Raw genomic sequence first — 16,667 nt, 5'->3', positions numbered from 1 at the left:
GCAAGCCCGCCTTTCCCCTGCCTTTGCCGGATAAAAATGAACGCAAGATGTAGCGGGGGGCGGGTCAGCCCCCCGTCACGGCGGTCACATTGTCGTCGGAGTTGCGGTCCACATATTTGTTGTAGGGGTCGATCCCGGCGAACGCGGGCTTCTCTTTCGTGACGATCACGATTTTCTGCTCGCCCGAGCGAACGGGCCTGCGTTCCATCAGGATCACGTCCGCTTTCGAGAACGCACCCTGCCCCGGCCGGGCCTTGAACAGGCCCACGTCGATGCTGTCTGCCAGCGGGGCGGGCGTTTCCTTGCCTTTGCCATCAGCATAGGCCTTCGCGGCGGAGACGTTGAGCGTGGTTTCCCAATTTCCGTCCGGCAGCTTGCGGGTGCTGGCGGTGGGGGCCTTCAGATCGAAGATGGTGATCTTCTCCAGCAGATCTTCCACCAGCTGCCGTTCCTCCGGCGTGCGGGCGAGCGATTTGAAGCCATCCACAAGGTCCGTCGAACGCACATAGGGCGGGCCGGTGAAGCGGTATTTCTTCAGCATCTCCGCCAGCATGGCGTTCACCCGGTCCTCGCCCAGCCGGTCTGCCAGCAGGTAGAGCGCGAGAGAGCCCTTGCGGTAATGGATATAGCCCTGATTTTCCACGCGGTTCAGCGGCAATTCCTCAATGGCTTCGCCGCCCCGGTTGCGCAGGTAATTGTCCAGCTCATATTTCAGGAAGCGGCGGATTTTATCCTCGCCATAGAGCTGCTTCATCACCATCAGCGCCGAATATTGCGCCAGCGTTTCCACCCAGATGGTGCCGCCCTGCATATCCGCGCTGATGATCTGGTGCGCCCAATATTGGTGCGCCACTTCATGCGCCGTCACATAGGTGGGGTAGTCGATCGCGTCCGGGTCCGACGTGTCGGCGAGGAAACCGATGGATTCCGAATAGGGCATGGTGCCCGCGAACGCCTGCGCGAAGGTGGCATAGCCCGGAAATTCGATGATGCGGGCGTGATCGAACTGATAAGGCCCGAAATTCGCCCGATAATAATCGAGGCTCGCCTTCATCGCCTTCAGCATCGTCTCCACATTGGCTTCATGGCCGGGGTGGTAGAACACGCTCAGCTTCACGCCATTGTCGTCCAGCGTCTTTTCCGCATAGCGGGCGGACTGGACGGAGAAGAAGCTGAGGATCGGCCCCTTCGAGACGAAGCGCGCGGTGCGGCGGTCGTCTTTCGAGACGTCTGACACCTTGTCGCCGGGGGCAATAGGCGTCTGGTCTGCATCGGTGGTCACGGTGATATCGGCTGAAACCCATGCGGCGTTGCCGACATAGTTGCGCTGCGTGGCAGACATATCCTCCAGCTTCGCCGGGCGCAGTTCGGCGGGCAGGCCCTGCTTGCGGCGCTTCACCCGGTCGCTCAGCAGGCCGGAACGGTCCATCCCGATCAGCGGGGCGAAATCGCTGTTGTTCAGGAAGCTGCCGTTGGGGATGATGCTTGTGCTGTCCCCCTGCGCGCGGAAGCCCTGCTGCCAGAGCCTTGTGTGGAATTCGAGGCTGGCGGTCTCGCCCGGCTGAAGCGGCCTGGCGAAGCGGTAGATGCGATAGCCAAGTTCGGGATCGTCAGACACCAGCGTTGCACCCGGAATCGTCAGCGAAAGCAGCTTCAGATCGGGGTTGTTCAACTGGATGTGCAGATCGCTGATGGGAACGTCGCGATTGTTCACCAGCGCATAGCGGCCCCGAAAATCGGCGCGTTTTTCCGCCGGGTGAAGATCGACATCCAGCTTGATATCCGTGATCGCGGGCTGCGGAAGCTTCTCATATTTCAGATATTTCTTCTCGATCGCGGCAAGGCGGGCTTCATTGTCGTCCTGCGTGCGATAGGGGTTCAGCACGTTCATATTGTGGAAGATGAAAGCCCCGGTTCCGCCGGCGATCAGCGCGCCTGCCAACAGCAGCAGGCCGGGCGCGCCCTTCAGCCGGGCAGGCATGCGTTGCAGGCGGGATTTCAGCGAAACCGCCGTGCCGCGCCGCCACAGCAGGTGCGCCAGCACCGCAAGGATCAGCGCGAAGGCTCCCCAGTACAGCCGGAGCCACCACGCGGTGGCACCGCCCACATTGTCTCCGTTCATGTCGGAGAAGCGGACACGGCCGGTTTCCCCATAGAGGTAGAGCGGATGTTCGAAGCCCATCGTCTTCAGGCTGATGGTGGCGACGATGTAGACGACCATGATCGCCCAGCCGACATATTTGTTCGGGCTGAGCGCCTGCACGAACACGGCGAGCACCGAGAGGATCACCATGTCGACAGTCAGCGGCAGGATATACCACAGCAGATACTGGCCCAGTTGCAGGTCCGTCTGGCCGCGGATCAGCTGAATGATCACCGAGGCGACCACCGAAATCAGCAGCGTCGCGAACAGCACGGCGGAAACGGCGATCACCTTGGGCACCAGATAGGCCCAGTTGGGCAGCGAGGTCGCGTCGATGATCTCGTGCATCTTGCGGTCGCGATCGCGCCAGACCAGCTCGCCCGCATAATAGATGGCGATGATCAACGGGATCAGCGCAAAGGTGCCGATCAGCAGTTCGATCAGCGCGAAGGTCAGCGGGCGCGCGGGCGTGCCGTAGATTTCGTTCGCATACCAGAGCGCGCCACCCGCGTTGAACAGGCCGATCAGCAGCAGCACGATGAAGGCGGGGCTTTTGAACACCTGCGCCATTTCGAAGCGGGTGCGCGCGGCAAGGCGCGGCCACCATGCCTCATCCGGGCGGGCGGCGGGCAGCGGCGAAACGATCTGCGGCGGCGTGGCGGCGAGCTTTGCCTCGCGCCGGGCCTGCCGGGCCAGCGCGCGTTTCGAAGCGCCCTTGTCTCCGAAGGAGAAGCGGGCATAGGCGAAGCCGAGCGCGGCCAGCGCCACGCCCATCCAGATCAGCCGGTTCCACAAGAGCGGCCCGACGAGCGGTGGCATCAGCGAATTGCGTTCGGCCGCTGTCCAGTAACGGGTGGCGTTGCCGATGGCACCGAAGCCGAACGGCTCCACGAAGGCAGCCAGTTCGCGCAGCTCCGGCTTGGAGCCGATGATGCCGGTGACGACCAGATAGAGCACCAGAAACACCACGACGCCCAGATAGCTGTACATCATCGAGCGTGTGAGGGTGGCAACCGCGAAGAAGATCGCCGACGTGAGCAGGATGTTGGGAACCGCGATCACCGCCCACGCCCAGGCATATTGGCCGAGGACATTCGGGCCGATGGTTTCCTTATCCACCCATGGCATCAGGCTGCCCAGCCAGATGGCGAACGGCACCACCAGAAAGGCGATTGCTGCCGCCATGAACGCGCCAAGGAAGCGCGCCAACAGATAATCGAACTTCGACACGCGGGTGGATTTCACCATCGGGCCGAAGCCGGATTCGTCATCGCGCACGATCACATTGGCGACGAAGGCCGTGGTGACGAACATGAAGAAGATCGACAGCACCAGATGCGTCTGCAGGATCGCATAGGGGCTGTTGACGTTCACGTTGCCGCCCGAGCCGATCGACACTTCCTCGATCGTGGTGGCCGCAAAGGTCAGCAGGAAAAACAGGACGCAGACAACCCAGAATACGGGGTTGCGCAGCTGGTAGCGCAGCTCGAAGCCGGCGATATGTTTGAACATCTGCCGGGCCTCAGGCGGCGATTGCGGCGGGCGCGGGGCGGCGGGTTTTCGCCAGCGTGGCGAAATAGACATCCTCCAGCCCGCCATCAACCGTCGCGAACCCGTCTCCCGGATCGCCCTCTGACAGCACATGGATAATGGTGCGCCCGGCGAACAGGCGGGTGGAGATCAGTTCATGGCTTTGCGCATAGGCTTCCAGCTGATCGCGCGGGATGGCCTTGCCCCAGACAGTGCCGCGCGCCTTTTCAATGAGATCGAGCGGCGCCCCCTGAAGCTGGATGCGACCGCCCGCCAGCACCGCCATATTCGGGCAGAGATCGGCCACATCCTCCACGATATGGGTGGAGAGGATCACCACCACATTCTCGCCGATTTCCGCCAGAAGGTTCAGGAAGCGGTTGCGCTCTTCCGGGTCCAGCCCGGCGGTGGGTTCGTCCACGATGATGAGATCGGGGTTGCCGATCAGCGCCTGCGCGATGCCGAAGCGCTGCCGCATCCCGCCGGAAAAACCGGCGATGGCCTTTTTGCGGACGTTCCACAGGTTCGTCTGGTTCAACAGCGTTTCCACCGTCGCCTTGCGCTCGGCGGCGGTGGCGATGCCCTTCAGCACGCACATATGTTCCAGCATATCGTAGGCCGACACGCGCGGATAAACACCGAAATCCTGCGGCAGATAGCCAAGGCGGCGGCGAAGCGCCTCAGGATTGGCGATCACGTCGATGTCGCCGAAGCGGATGCCGCCGGAGGTGGGGGTCTGCAGCGTGGCGATGGTGCGCATCAGCGTGGACTTGCCCGCGCCATTGGGGCCGAGCAGCCCGAACATGCCCTTGGGGATCGACAGCGTCACATCGTCCAGCGCGCGGGTGCCGTTGGGGTAGACATGGGTTACGTTCGTCAGGTCCAGCATGCGGGAAAGCCTTTATCCGGCGGCCCGATATATCCGGGCGGTGACATTGGAAACTGGCATGCCCGAAACGCGATGGCCAGAGGCGTATTTTCGACAGATGGCGTTAGTCGAAATCGCGCGGGATGTCGGGCTGCTGCTCCGTCCGATCCCGATACAGGGCCGCGCGGCCCAGCAGCATCAGCGTGACAGGCGTGGTGATGGTGAGGAACAGCGCGATCAGCACTTCATGCACCACCGGCCGCCCCTTCAGCACGGAGAAGCAGATCATCGAGGCGATCAGCACCCCCCCTGCCCCCAGCGTGGTGCCAAGCGTGGGGGCGTGCACCCGCTCGTAGAAATTCTTCAGCCGGACGAGGCCGAACGAACCAATCGCCGTGATCAGCGATCCCGCCAGCAGGAAAAAGGCCGTGAGGATCGCGGCCCAGAGCGGAAGATCGGGTGCCTGTGTCATTCGATCACCTCCCCGCGCATCAGGAATTTCGCCAGCGCCACGGTGCCGGTGAAGCCCAGCATGCCGATCACCAGCGCGGCTTCGAAATAGAGCGTCCGGCCCGTCTGAATGCCGAAGGTGATCAGCAGCAGCATGGAGTTCACATAAAGCGTGTCCAGCCCCAGCACCCGATCCTGCGCGCGCGGGCCGACGATCACCCGCCATGTCGCGCAGGCCATCGCAAAGCCGAGGATCAACTGCGAGGCGGTGATGGCCAGCGCCAGAATCAACTGGGCGTTCACTCGAAAATCTCCATCAGCAAACGTTCGTAGCGGTTGCGGATCAGGTCGATCCACTGCTGATCGTCCACCAGATCCAGCACGTGCAACAGCAACACGCTGCGCGAGCGATCATATTGCAGCCACAGCGTGCCGGGCGTGGCCGTGAGGATCATGGCGAGGATCGCGAGGCCATAGCGATCCTGCAGCTGTAGCGGCAGTTGCAGATAGCCTGAGCGATGGTGCGCAGGCTTGCCGAACAGAATGATGCGCCCCACCGCGAGGTTCGAGCGGAAGATGTCCACCAGCACGATAAGCGCCAGCCTTGGAATCGCCAGCGAGGGGCGGATGCGCACGGATTCCGGTTGCAGCGCGGACATGGCGTTCGTCGCCAGCAGCGCGATCAGGCTACCCAGCAGGATATGGCCGAGAGAAACCGACTGGGAGAGCAGCAGCCACATCAACAGCAGCGCGCCCGCGAAGCCCGGATAGGGGAGCAGCCGCCTCATGGCCGGGCGCTTTCGGCAGGTGGCTCGGGCAGCACCGCACCGGAATAGACGGCGCGATCGTCCAGATTGCTGACCGTCGCTTCCATGAATGACATCACCGGCCCGGCCCACAGCATCAGGGACAGGCAGATTGTCAGCAGGATGGCGATAGGGACTGCCTCCACGATGTCCAGCGCGGGGGTTTTCACGTCTTCCGGCGTCCAGATCATGTCGATCCCGGCGCGCATCGTGGCGATCAGGGCGGCAAAGCCCGCGCCCAGGATCAGGAAAATCAGCAGCCATGTCTGCGGGGCCACCGTCTGCCGCTGGGCGAGCAGGCCGTCGATGATGGCGAACTTGGCGATGAAGCCGGACAATGGCGGCAGGCCCGAGAGCAGCAGCGCGCAAAAGGCGAAACCGCCGCCGATGATGGCGAGCGTGGCCGGGATGGCGACGCCGATTTCATTGTCTTCCTCCACGGCGTGCGCGCCGACATACTCATCCTCGAACACCGGTTCTGAGACGGCTTCCTCGCCTGCACTGCCGCGCTGCACCAGTTCCACCACAAGGTAGAAGGCGCTGATCGCAAGCGTGGAACTGACGAGATAGAACAGCGCGCCCGCCAGCACCCGCTCGCTGCCGGTGCCGATTGCGGCCAGCAGCGTGCCGGACGACACGAGGATATAATGGCCGGCGATGCCGGTGAGCGTGTTCGCCGAAAGGATGCCCACGGTTCCGAAGGCGATGGTCGCCATGCCGCCGATCAGCAGCCAATCATTCGCGAAGCTGGCGGCCATCCCGGCCTCGTCGCCGAACAGCAGCATCGACAGCCGCAGGATGATGTAGATGCCCACCTTGCTCATGATCGCGAACATGGCGGCAACGGGCGGCGCGGCGGCAGCGTAGGTTCGCGGCAGCCACAGCCCCAGCGGCCATGTGCCCGCCTTCACGAGGAAGGCGATGCCCAGAATGGACGCGCCTGATTCCAGCAGCGTCACATCCTCGGGCGGCACGTTGGGGATGCGCACCGCCAGATCGGCCATGTTGAGCGTGCCCGTGACACCATAGAGCATGCTGACGCCGATCAGGAACAAGAGCGAGGTCGCCACATTGATGCTGATGTAATGGAAGCCCGCGCTCACCCGTTCCTGCCCCGAGCCGTGCAGCACCAGCCCGTAAGAGGCGGCAAGGAAGATTTCGAAGAATACGAACAGGTTGAAGATATCGCCCGTCAGAAACGCGCCGTTCAGGCCCATCAGCAACAGCAGGAACAGCACATGGAAACGCGGCCCCGCGCGATCCCAGCGGGCCAGCGCATAGAGCAGCGCGGTGAAGCCCAGCACCGATGTCAGCATCAGCATCATCGCAGACAGCCTGTCCACCACCAGCACGATGCCGAACGGGGCCGCCCAGTTGCCCAGCCGGTAGGAACCCACCCACGGCTCCCCTGCGGCCATCGTCTGCATCAGCAGCGCCGCCGCAATGGCGACCAGCAGCGCAGTGGTGCCCAGCGCGATGCCCTGCCGGAACCTGTCGCTCAGCAGCAGCATGATCGCGCTGGCGACCATCGGCAGCACGATCGGCAGCACGATCAGATGGTGGAGCCAGCCCGTCATTGCTGGCTCTCCTCTCCATCGACATGGTCCGTGTTGGTGAGCCCGCGCGAGGCGAGCAGCACCACCAGCATCAGCGCCGTGGTCGCGAAGGAGATGACGATGGCCGTCAACACCAGCGCCTGCGGCACCGGATCGACGAACGCCGCCGGATCGACGGGCACGCCCTTTCGGATGATCGGCGGCGCATCCACGCGCAGCCGCCCCATCGAAAGGATGAACAAATTCACCGCGTAAGACAGCAGCGCCAGCCCGATGATCACCTGAAAGGTGCGCGGGCGCAGCAGCAGCCACACACCCGAACCGGTGAGGATTCCGATGGCGAGTGCGAGCACGATTTCCATCAGCCCTGCTCCTCCCCGGCTTTGGGTTCGGCGGGGCGCGCCGCGCGCGGGGTGCGGATGGATTGGTGCGCCAGCGCGATCAGCACCAGCACCGTCGATCCCACGACGACGGCGAACACGCCCAGATCGAACAGCAGCGCACTGGCGGCAGGCACTTCGCCGATCAGCGGCACATCCAGATAGCGGAAGAAGGTGGTGAGCAGCGGATAGCCGAACAGCCATGCGCCCGCCCCCGTCAGCGCGGCGGCCAGCATGCCGATGCCGATCCAGTTGATGGGCAGCACCATCAGCCGATCCTCCACCTCGCGCGTGCCCATCGCCATATATTGCAACAGGATGCCGATGGACATGGCGATCCCCGCCGCAAAGCCGCCGCCCGGCAGATCATGGCCGCGCAGCAGCAGATAGAGCGCGAAGGTGATGATCACCGGGAACATCCACTGCATGATGAGGCGCGGCACCATCAGCGCGTCCGTGACGGTATCGCCCACTTCGCGGTCCGCGTGGCGGCGGTCAAAATCGGCCTGCACCCGCTGCTGTTCGGGGGTTTCGATACTGTCCGACGCGGGACGGAACCTGCGCAGCAGCGAAAAGACCGTGATGGCCACGATAGCGAGCACAGTGATTTCGCCCAGCGTATCGAAGGCGCGGAAATCCACCAGAATCACGTTGACGATGTTGGTGCCGCCGCCCTCAGCATAGGCGTTGCGGGTGAAGAAATCGGCGATGCTGTCTGTCACCGGGCGCGTCATCACCGCATAGGAAATCAGCGCCATGCCAAGTCCGGCGATGATGGCGATGGCGAGATCGCCGCCCCGGCGGGCCAGCACCTGCACCGGCATACGGGTTTCCGGCCAGATATCCGGTTGCCGCTTGGGCAGCCAGCGCAGGCCCAGCAGCAGCAGAACCGTCGTCACGATTTCCACCAGCAACTGCGTCAAGGCCAGATCGGGGGCAGAGAGCCAGACGAAGCTGATGCAGGTCGCCAGCCCCGCCGCGCCAACAAGGATGAGCGCGGCCAGACGGTGGAACTTCGCCGTCCATGCCGCCGCCAGCGCGCAGCTGCCGCCGATCAGCCACAGCAGCGCGAACACCGGGTCCACCCCCGTCCAGCGCTCGCTGCCCACGGAATAGCCGAGGAACAGGAACGGCAGCGCGGCGGCGGCCAGTGCGAAAATCATCAGCACGCGCAACTGCGGTTGCAGGCGGCGGGTGCCTGCCAGCGCATGCAGCCAGCCCGCAATCGCGATTCCCCGTTCCACCACCGCTTCAAACGTGCGGCGCGCCTTCAGCCGGCCGACGACGGGGGACGCCTTCGCCGCGTTCAGCCGCCCGCCGAACAGGATATAGAGGATCAGCCCGCCCGCCAGCGCCGTGAGGCTGAGGAACAGCGGCCGGTTGAAGCCGTGCCACACCGCAAGGCTGTAGGCGGGGGCCTGATCACCCAGCGTATCGCGCACCGCGCTCGCAAGGAACGGCCCGATGGTGGCGGCCGGGAAGATGCCGATCAGCAGGCAGGCCAGCACCAGAATCTCGATGGGGCGGCGCATCCATGGCGGCGGCTCGTGCGGGGTGCGCGGGAGCGGTTCGGGCGGGGCCACGAAGAACACCTGATGGATGAAGCGGATCGAATAGAGCACCGCAAAGGCGCTGGCGATGGTGGCGAGCCATGGCAGCACAGCGTCGATCAGCGTGCCGCTGTGATCCTCCAGCACTTCGGCGAGGAACATTTCCTTCGACAGGAAGCCGTTCAGCAGGGGCACGCCCGCCATTGCCGCTGCCGCCACCATTGCCAGCGTGGCGGTGATGGGCATGTAGTTCCACAACCCGCCCAGCTTGCGGATATCGCGCGTGCCGGTTTCATGATCGATGATGCCCGCCGCCATGAACAGGGAGGCCTTGAAGGTGGCGTGGTTCACCGTGTGGAAGATCGCCGCCACGGCCGCCAGCGGGCTGCCCAGCCCCAGCAGCAGCACGATCAGCCCCAGATGGCTGATGGTGGAATAGGCCAGCAAGCCCTTCAGATCCTGCTGGAAGATCGCCACCCACGCCCCGATCAGCAGCGTGATCGCTCCGATAGGCGCCACCGCGAAATACCAGAGATCTGTGCCAGACAGCACCGGCCACAGCAGGATCAGGATGAACACACCTGCCTTCACCATCGTGGCGGAATGCAGATAGGCGGAAACCGGTGTCGGCGCGGCCATCGCGTGCGGCAGCCAGAAGTGGAAGGGGAATTGCGCGCTCTTGGTGAAGCAGCCGATCAGGATCAGCGCCAGCGCCAGCGGATAATAGGGGCTGGAATGGATCGCGTCCTTAGAAGCCAGCACCGTATCCAGCGAGAAGCCGCCCGCCATCTGCCCCAGCAGGATGAAGCCCAGCATCAGGCAGATTCCGCCCGCGCCCGTCACCATCAGCGCCATGCGCGCGCCGTCCCGCGCGCTCTGGTTGTGGTGCCAGTAGCCGATCAGCAGGAAGGAAAACAGGCTCGTCACCTCCCAGAAGAAGGCGATCTGGATCAGGTTCCCCGACAGCACCACCCCGAGCATCGAGCCCATGAAGGCGAGCAGAAACGAGAAGAAGCGCGGAACCGGATCTTCATCGGACATGTAATAGCGGGCATAGAGGATCACCAAAGCGCCCATCACCAGCACCAGCATCGCGAACAGCCACGAAACGCCACTCAGCCGGAACGTCAGGTTCAGGTCGAGCGACGGCAGCCACGGGGTGACACTGAGCAGAATCTGCCCTTGCGAAACGGCCGGATACAGGCTGCCGATCCCCACCGCCCCGACGACCGCGATCAGCCCGGCGAGCAAGGTCGCCTGGGTGCGGGCCCGGGTGGGCAGGAATGCAGCGGCAAAGCTGCCGAGGAACGGCAGCGCCACAATCAGCAACAACAGATGTTGCGGTGTCATCGGGGTCGTCAGCTCCTTCGCCAGCGGCCTCGAGCGTTCGCGCTCAACCCCTTAATCGGTGACGAAGCGCCGCAGACGCAAGCCAAAGTTTGGCGAATGCTGAAAAAAAGTGAAAGTGCGGGCGGGATCAGCCCGGCACGTCGCTCCCCACGCGCCGCTCTTTTAGGTGGCCGAACAGCATCCCGCGCTGCAGCCGCTCGCGCAGCGCCAGCCGATAGGCGTGCAGGAACGGCCCATCCGGCCCCACTCGGCGAATCCCCGTCCGCGCGCGAATCGCATCGGCCACCCGCGCCATCACCTGCGGGTCGCCCACTTCCAGCACATCGTCCAGCGTTTGCAGTTCGTGCGCGCCGTAAATGTCCAGCTCGGCGTCTGTGAAGCGCCAGTTGCCGTCGATTTCGGCCGGGGGCTCCTGAAGGTCGCGCGGCGGCATCTCCACCACCAGCGTGCCCGCCAGCAGATCGCCCACGCGCTGATGATCGCGGCTGACGAAGGGAAAGATCAGGAACACGCCCGTCCACAGCAGCCCCAGCAGCGCGGGCAGACTGCTGCCGGATGCCGCACCGCCCAACATGCTGAGCGGCAGCGAGAATTCGAGGTTGCGCATCAAATTGCGGGCGATCACCGCATCCGCCGTCAGCCGGGAGCCATCCGTGGCGATCACTCGCAACTTCGCGCGCCGCTTGCCAAAGGTGGCCCCGCGCGGGCCCATTTCCATCACGATGAAATAGCCGTTCGACAGCGCGAAATGGATGAGGATGATGGCGATGATCACCCATTCCCCGGCGAATCCCGGAATGTTAACCGCGCCAAGGATCAACGGCAGCGCCAGCAGCAGCATGCTGCTCCAGACGATCAGCAGGTCCAGCAGATAAGCTCCGATGCGCGCGCCCATGTCGGCCGGGCGAAGGCCCAGCGGCACGCCCTCCGGCGTCAGGATACGCCGGGCCTCAGCGCGCGCCATCGCTGCGCCCGCCGAAGGTGAAATAGCCCAGCCACAGCGCCAGCAGCGTGCCGCCGATGATCAGCCGCGCGCCCATATCGGTGATGGTCTGCCGCCCCACCCCTTCGATCACGCCCGCCAGCAACAGCATCAGCACCACGCCTGCCATCACCGTGCCGCCGGTGCGGCCCGCCGCACGAATGGAATCCATCCGGCTGCGCTCTCCCGGGAACAGGGCGGCAAGGCCGATCCTGATCCCGGCCCCGCCCGCCAGCAGGATGGCGAGGATTTCGGTGGTGCCGTGGATCATGATCCACGCCAGCAACTCCAGCGTCAGCCCGTGGCTGGCATAGAGCGCGAACAGCGCGCCCGTCGTCACGCCCTGCATCACCAGCATCAGGATGGTGGGGATGCCCAGCAGGAAGCCCAGCGCGAAGCACAGGATCGCGACCTTGCTGTTGTGGGTGAACAACATGGTGGAAAAGGCCAGCAGGCCCCTGTCATGCCCGCCCAGCACGGCTTCCAGTTCCGCCTTGCTGGAACTGAAGCTGCGGCCGCCGCCCAGATCGGCGGGCATCAGCCGCTGATACCAGCCCGGATCCTGCGCCACCAGCAACCAGCCCGCCAGCGTGCCCACCGCCAGCAGCAGCGCCGCCACGGCGATTTCGCGCCACAGCGCACGGACGGATCGCGGCAGGTCTCGGGCAAAGAATTCGCCCAGCCGCGCCATGATCCCGGTGCGCACGCCATAGATCAGCAGGTAGCTGCGCGCCGCCAGCTGCTCCAGCCAGCCGATCAGCGAGCGATCCAGCGAAGCCTCGCGCGCCACGGAGAGCGACGACAGCAGCTCGCGATAGAGCAAGGGCAGCGCCATCAGATCCTCGTCCGGCAGCGCTTTCACCGATTTGCGCTCTGCCAGCGCCACGATGTCGGCCAGCCGCCGCCAGCCCGGCTCGTGCGCGGCGCGGAAGCCCGTCATCCCGTCCACCGGGCGCTGGAACGCCTCCGTCATACCCGCCCCCGCTGCTTCAGTTGCAGATAGCGTTCGATCGCGCGCGTTCCTGCCTCTCCGGCCGGGGCCTCCACCACCTCCGCGCCCATCCGGCGCAGCCGGGCAATCACCAGCCGCCGTTCGTCCAGCAGCGCGCCCGCCGCCACGGCGCGGCTGATATCGTCGATCTCGTGCGGCGGCCGGGCGGCGACGGCTTCCAGTTCCGCATCCTTCTGCAGCACGAACAGCAGCAGATGCTTGCGCAGCAAGGGCGTCACGGCCCCCAGCATCAGTTCGGCGGCCGCCATGTCGGTGAATTCGGTGAAGATCAGCAGCGTCGCCCGCTGCCCCAGCTTGCCCGCGATGCTGGTGAGGCCGAACACATGGTTCGCCTCCCGATCAGAACAGGCCACGCTGGCAGCGGCGTGGCGGATGGCGGTGAAAGCGCGCGGGCCGGAAACCGGCGGCAACTGCACGCGCGGGCGGGAATCGAAGGCGTGGAAGCCCACCTGATCGCCATCCCTCAGCGCTGCGTAGGCGATCTGCATCGCGGCGGCCACGGCCCTGTCCACCCGCGCCACGCCATCCATCGGTTCAGACATGGCGCGGCCACTGTCGATCACCAGCAACAGCTGCTGGTTGCGCTCGATCCGATATTCGCGCGCGACGAGCCGGGTGGCGCGAGCGCTGTGCTTCCAGTCGATGGCGCGGCGGCTCATGCCCGCGCGGAATTCGGTGAGCGCTTCATATTCGCCGCCCTCCCCGCGCCGGTTCTGCCGCCGCTGGCCGAAATGCTGCGCCGACATGGCGGCTGCCGCCTCGCGCCTTGTGGGGGCCATGTCCGGCAGGATGGCGATGCCTGCCTCCACATCGTCTCGCCGTTGCCGCCACATCAGGCCCAGCGGCCCATGCCAGCGTGACCACAACTGCCGCAGCAACGCGGTTCCGCGACCGCTGGCGCGCATGTCAAAAGTGGCGGCGGCTTCATCGCCCGTGAAGTCCGCGCGCGCGCGTCCGCCGGACTGTTCCAGCAGTGGATCGCGATCCGTGGACAATTCGATGGCGCGCGGCGGGTTGCGATCAAAACGCGCTGTGACGCCAAGGCGCAGGGGCGCACCCACATCCACCCCCGGCGGATGATCCAGCGCCAGCGCCAGTTGCGATTGCGCGGGCGCCCAGGCCCAATCGCACAGCGCCAGCAACGCCACCAGCAACAGCAGCGCGGGCGCGGCCAGCTACAGCGCCGGCCGGAACACGGCCAGCGCCAGCGCCACCGGCAGCAGCGCCGCCAGCAGCAGCACCAGCCGCCGCGTGGGATAGGCCCGGTTCTGCTGCCGTATCTGCGTCAACGCGGCACCTCGACGCTCTCGATCAGCCGGTCCACCACCTCGTCCACCAGCTTGCCCTCGATCTCCGCCGCCGGGGAGAGGATCAGCCGGTGCCTCAGCGCCGGGCGGGCCAGCGCCTTCACATCATCGGGGATCACATAATCGCGCCCATCCAGCGCGGCGCGGGCGCGGGCCGCCGCTGCCAGCATCGCCCCCGCGCGCGGCGACGCACCCACGGCTATATCGGGTGCCGAGCGGGTGGCGCGGATCAGCCGCACCACATAGCGCGTCACCTCCTCCACCATCGGCACGGCAATGGCTGCCGCCGACGCCGCCTCGATCTCCGCGCGGCTGATTAGCTGGCCGATGCCCCAGTCGCCCGGATGCTGCGCCCCATGCCGCGCACCATGGGTGGCGACGATGCGTTCTTCCTCGGCTTCGTCCGGCCATTGCATCACATGCTTGAACAGGAAGCGGTCCAGCTGCGCTTCGGGCAGCGGATAGACGCCCTGCTGCTCGATGGGATTCTGCGTAGCGATCACCATGAAGCGGTCAGACAATTTGTGCGTCTCGCCGTCCAGCGTGACGGCGCGCTCCTGCATCGCCTCCAGCAGTGCTGCCTGCGTGCGCGGCGGGGTGCGGTTGATTTCATCGGCCAGCAGCAGTTCGCAGAACAGCGGCCCCTTCGTCAGCCGGAAGCTGCTCGTCTGGAAATCGAACAGGCTGCTGCCCATGATATCGCCGGGCATCAGATCCGGCGTGAACTGGATACGGCCATAATCCAGCCCCAGCACGGCGGCGAAACATTGGGCAAGGAAGGTCTTGGAGGTGCCCGGCGGCCCCTCCAGCAGAATATGCCCGGAGGACAGCATGGCGACGAGCATCAGCTCCACCGCATCGCCCTGCCCCACCACCGCGCGGCCGACGGCTTCGCGGATGCGCCCGCCCAGATCCTGAACAATCGTCACTGCTTCAACCCTTCTTTCCACTCATACAGCGCCTGCGCGGCCCCCGGCATCTCGGCCCGCCCGGCGTTGGTCATGTCAGTCGCCAATTCGGTGAAGCGCCCGTCGCCGATGCGGTCCAGCAACGGCCACAGCCGGGCGTCTTCCATCGGCGGGATGCCCGACTCCTCGGCGGCCTGCCGGGCGATCAGCCGGGCGTAGGGCGGCGCGGCCAGCGCTTCGCGCCCCGCCATCCGCAGCAGCCCGGCAGCGTTCTCCACCAGCGCTTCCTTGCCGGGCAGGATGGCGGGCGGCGGCACCACCGGCGCGCCGAAGCGGATCAGCGCCTGCCAGCCGCCGAACAGCAGCAGCGCCAGCAGCACCAGCGTCATCGCAAGGAAAGGCGGCGTCAGCAGCAGGCGCAGCAGGTTGCGGCCAGCGGCCAGTTCGGCCGCGTCGATCACAGAGGCGCTTTCGCTGCCGGTGCTGTTCAGCGCGGCCACCAGCCCCACCGCGGCACCCGCCCGCTTGCGATCCGCCATGGCAAGGTTGTTCAGCAGGTCCGGGTCCGCCAGCACCAGAAGAATCTTGTCTTCATCCGCGTTGCCGATCTCGGCGAGGACAGCGCGCCCCTCTGCCGTCACCAGTAGCGGAATGACATTGTCCCCCTCCAGCCACTGTTGGGATTTCAGCGCGGGCTGCATATCCCAGCCCTCCATATAATCCCGCCCCTTCAGCATGCCCTTCGCGGGGGCCTCATCCTGCTCCACCGTCACGCCCGGCTCGCCCGGAAAGGCGGGCCGCTGAAGCCCGGCGGAGCGGACACGGCCCGGCTGCATCGGTTCGGCCACCACATTCCATTTGGGGAGCACCAGCAAGGTCGCCTTGCCCGTGCGCCGCTCGTGCAACAGGTCCCGCGTGTCGGCATCCAGCCCATGCGGCGGCAGGATCACGATCAGCAGTTCTTCGCTGTCGATGGGGTCACCGTCTTCGGCTGGCGGCAGCAGCCGTTGCAGCCCGGCGAAACCGGTGGCCGCCCTGCCCTGCGCCGATCCCGCCGTTTCGCCGCCCATCAGCCGCGCAGGCGTGAAGGCCAGCAGCAGCACGAACGCCGCCAGCGCCAGCGCGAAGATCGCGCCCAGCACGATCAGCCGCCGGGTGGTGATCGGGGCCGTCATCGCCAGTCCTGCCGGGTAACGAAGCGGCCATAGGCGTCGCGGCACACATCCCAATCCGCCTGTGAGATGGGGCGGCTGGCGAAGATCGCGCGCTCCACCGTCGCCACGATGGCAGACAGGGCCGTGCGCGGGCTCGCGGGCAAGGCGGGCGCGCGGGCGATTTCCCGGCTTGTCAGCGCCGGGCGCAGCAGGCCGGGGCGCAGCCGCTCCAGTTCCTCCAGACATTTCAGCAGCAAGGCATGCACGGCCTCACCAAAGCGGCCGCTTTCGGCGAGGCTGTCCGCCTCCGCCAGCAGCGCCCGCGCGCCTGCCTCATCCGGCCGCCAGCCTTCGTCTGGCTCGTCCGCCGCCGCCTTGCGGCGAAACAGCGGCAGCCGCCACACCATCGCCCGCAGCGCAGGCACCAACAGCCACAGCAGCAACAACGCGCCCAGCGCCAGCCCGACATAGGCGACGATCTCGCCATATTCGCCCAGAAACCGCGCAAGCCACTTCAGCCAGGCCGGAGGCTCCGGCTGGACGAATGGCTCCATACTGGTCTGGATATCGCCAGCGGCCAGCAGTTTCTCGTAGCGCTCGTCGAATTCCGCCACTGTGCCGGCCAACGCTTCCCTTATACAAGAACCGCATCATGGAAGAGCGGGCCGCCA

General features: G+C 65.7%; 14 protein-coding genes. All 14 read right to left on the bottom strand.

Annotated elements, in window-relative coordinates; genetic code table 11:
* Window positions 1-64: 64 nt before the first annotated feature.
* Entirely contained in the window at window positions 65-3,655 is a 3,591-nt protein-coding gene (locus FJQ54_RS03650; RefSeq protein WP_140926943.1) for an ABC transporter permease/M1 family aminopeptidase, read from the bottom strand.
* 10 nt (window positions 3,656-3,665) lie between these two features.
* On the bottom strand, window positions 3,666-4,562 hold the full coding sequence (locus tag FJQ54_RS03645; protein ID WP_140926941.1) for an ABC transporter ATP-binding protein: 897 nt from the start codon (window positions 4,560-4,562) through the stop codon (window positions 3,666-3,668).
* Window positions 4,563-4,665: 103 nt separating this feature from the next.
* Window positions 4,666-5,013, bottom strand: coding sequence for a monovalent cation/H(+) antiporter subunit G (gene mnhG, locus FJQ54_RS03640; RefSeq protein ID WP_140926939.1), 348 nt, complete (start codon window positions 5,011-5,013; stop codon window positions 4,666-4,668).
* Window positions 5,010-5,294, bottom strand: a complete 285-nt coding sequence (locus FJQ54_RS03635; protein WP_140926937.1) for a K+/H+ antiporter subunit F — start codon at window positions 5,292-5,294, stop codon at window positions 5,010-5,012. Before FJQ54_RS03635 ends, mnhG begins: the two co-directional genes overlap by 4 nt.
* Window positions 5,291-5,779, bottom strand: coding sequence for a Na+/H+ antiporter subunit E (locus FJQ54_RS03630; RefSeq protein WP_140926935.1), 489 nt, complete (start codon window positions 5,777-5,779; stop codon window positions 5,291-5,293). The genes FJQ54_RS03635 and FJQ54_RS03630 overlap by 4 nt, the downstream gene beginning before the upstream one ends.
* Window positions 5,776-7,374: a monovalent cation/H+ antiporter subunit D gene (locus FJQ54_RS03625; protein WP_140926933.1), complete on the bottom strand. Its 1,599-nt coding sequence runs from the start codon at window positions 7,372-7,374 to the stop codon at window positions 5,776-5,778. Before FJQ54_RS03625 ends, FJQ54_RS03630 begins: the two co-directional genes overlap by 4 nt.
* Window positions 7,371-7,715, bottom strand: coding sequence for a Na+/H+ antiporter subunit C (locus tag FJQ54_RS03620; protein ID WP_140926931.1), 345 nt, complete (start codon window positions 7,713-7,715; stop codon window positions 7,371-7,373). Before FJQ54_RS03620 ends, FJQ54_RS03625 begins: the two co-directional genes overlap by 4 nt.
* Window positions 7,715-10,633, bottom strand: a complete 2,919-nt coding sequence (locus FJQ54_RS03615; protein WP_140926929.1) for a monovalent cation/H+ antiporter subunit A — start codon at window positions 10,631-10,633, stop codon at window positions 7,715-7,717. Before FJQ54_RS03615 ends, FJQ54_RS03620 begins: the two co-directional genes overlap by 1 nt.
* Window positions 10,634-10,760: 127 nt before the next feature.
* Window positions 10,761-11,597, bottom strand: a complete 837-nt coding sequence (locus FJQ54_RS03610) for an RDD family protein (RefSeq protein WP_140926927.1) — start codon at window positions 11,595-11,597, stop codon at window positions 10,761-10,763.
* The gene (locus FJQ54_RS03605) at window positions 11,584-12,588 is read right to left on the bottom strand and encodes a stage II sporulation protein M (protein WP_140926925.1); all 1,005 of its coding nucleotides are present in this window, start codon (window positions 12,586-12,588) and stop codon (window positions 11,584-11,586) included. The genes FJQ54_RS03610 and FJQ54_RS03605 overlap by 14 nt, the downstream gene beginning before the upstream one ends.
* Entirely contained in the window at window positions 12,585-13,775 is a 1,191-nt protein-coding gene (locus FJQ54_RS03600) for a DUF58 domain-containing protein (RefSeq protein WP_235890305.1), read from the bottom strand. The genes FJQ54_RS03605 and FJQ54_RS03600 overlap by 4 nt, the downstream gene beginning before the upstream one ends.
* A gap of 137 nt (window positions 13,776-13,912) precedes the next feature.
* Window positions 13,913-14,863, bottom strand: coding sequence for an AAA family ATPase (locus FJQ54_RS03590; protein WP_140926921.1), 951 nt, complete (start codon window positions 14,861-14,863; stop codon window positions 13,913-13,915).
* Window positions 14,860-16,017 (bottom strand): hypothetical protein, encoded by a 1,158-nt coding sequence (locus FJQ54_RS03585; RefSeq protein ID WP_140926919.1) that lies wholly within the window; start codon window positions 16,015-16,017, stop codon window positions 14,860-14,862. The genes FJQ54_RS03590 and FJQ54_RS03585 overlap by 4 nt, the downstream gene beginning before the upstream one ends.
* Window positions 16,014-16,622 (bottom strand): DUF4129 domain-containing protein, encoded by a 609-nt coding sequence (locus tag FJQ54_RS03580; protein WP_140926917.1) that lies wholly within the window; start codon window positions 16,620-16,622, stop codon window positions 16,014-16,016. The genes FJQ54_RS03585 and FJQ54_RS03580 overlap by 4 nt, the downstream gene beginning before the upstream one ends.
* Window positions 16,623-16,667 lie beyond the last annotated feature (45 nt).

The sequence above is a fragment of the Sandaracinobacter neustonicus genome, from assembly GCF_006385875.1.
Classification (GTDB): domain Bacteria; phylum Pseudomonadota; class Alphaproteobacteria; order Sphingomonadales; family Sphingomonadaceae; genus Sandaracinobacteroides; species Sandaracinobacteroides neustonicus.
The sequence above is the reverse complement of the archived record's forward strand: the minus strand, read 5'-3'. Positions and strand labels throughout refer to the sequence as shown.

Excerpts from the sequence above, each read along its gene's own strand:
- mnhG (WP_140926939.1), bottom strand. The coding sequence starts at position 5,013 with ATGACACAGGCACCCGATCTTCCGCTCTGGGCCGCGATCCTCACGGCC.
- FJQ54_RS03615 (WP_140926929.1), bottom strand. The coding sequence starts at position 10,633 with ATGACACCGCAACATCTGTTGTTGCTGATTGTGGCGCTGCCGTTCCTC.
- FJQ54_RS03620 (WP_140926931.1), bottom strand. The coding sequence starts at position 7,715 with ATGGAAATCGTGCTCGCACTCGCCATCGGAATCCTCACCGGTTCGGGT.
- FJQ54_RS03630 (WP_140926935.1), bottom strand. The coding sequence starts at position 5,779 with ATGAGGCGGCTGCTCCCCTATCCGGGCTTCGCGGGCGCGCTGCTGTTG.
- FJQ54_RS03645 (WP_140926941.1), bottom strand. The coding sequence starts at position 4,562 with ATGCTGGACCTGACGAACGTAACCCATGTCTACCCCAACGGCACCCGC.
- FJQ54_RS03610 (WP_140926927.1), bottom strand. The coding sequence starts at position 11,597 with ATGGCGCGCGCTGAGGCCCGGCGTATCCTGACGCCGGAGGGCGTGCCG.
- FJQ54_RS03585 (WP_140926919.1), bottom strand. The coding sequence starts at position 16,017 with ATGACGGCCCCGATCACCACCCGGCGGCTGATCGTGCTGGGCGCGATC.
- FJQ54_RS03650 (WP_140926943.1), bottom strand. The coding sequence starts at position 3,655 with ATGTTCAAACATATCGCCGGCTTCGAGCTGCGCTACCAGCTGCGCAAC.
- FJQ54_RS03625 (WP_140926933.1), bottom strand. The coding sequence starts at position 7,374 with ATGACGGGCTGGCTCCACCATCTGATCGTGCTGCCGATCGTGCTGCCG.
- FJQ54_RS03605 (WP_140926925.1), bottom strand. The coding sequence starts at position 12,588 with ATGACGGAGGCGTTCCAGCGCCCGGTGGACGGGATGACGGGCTTCCGC.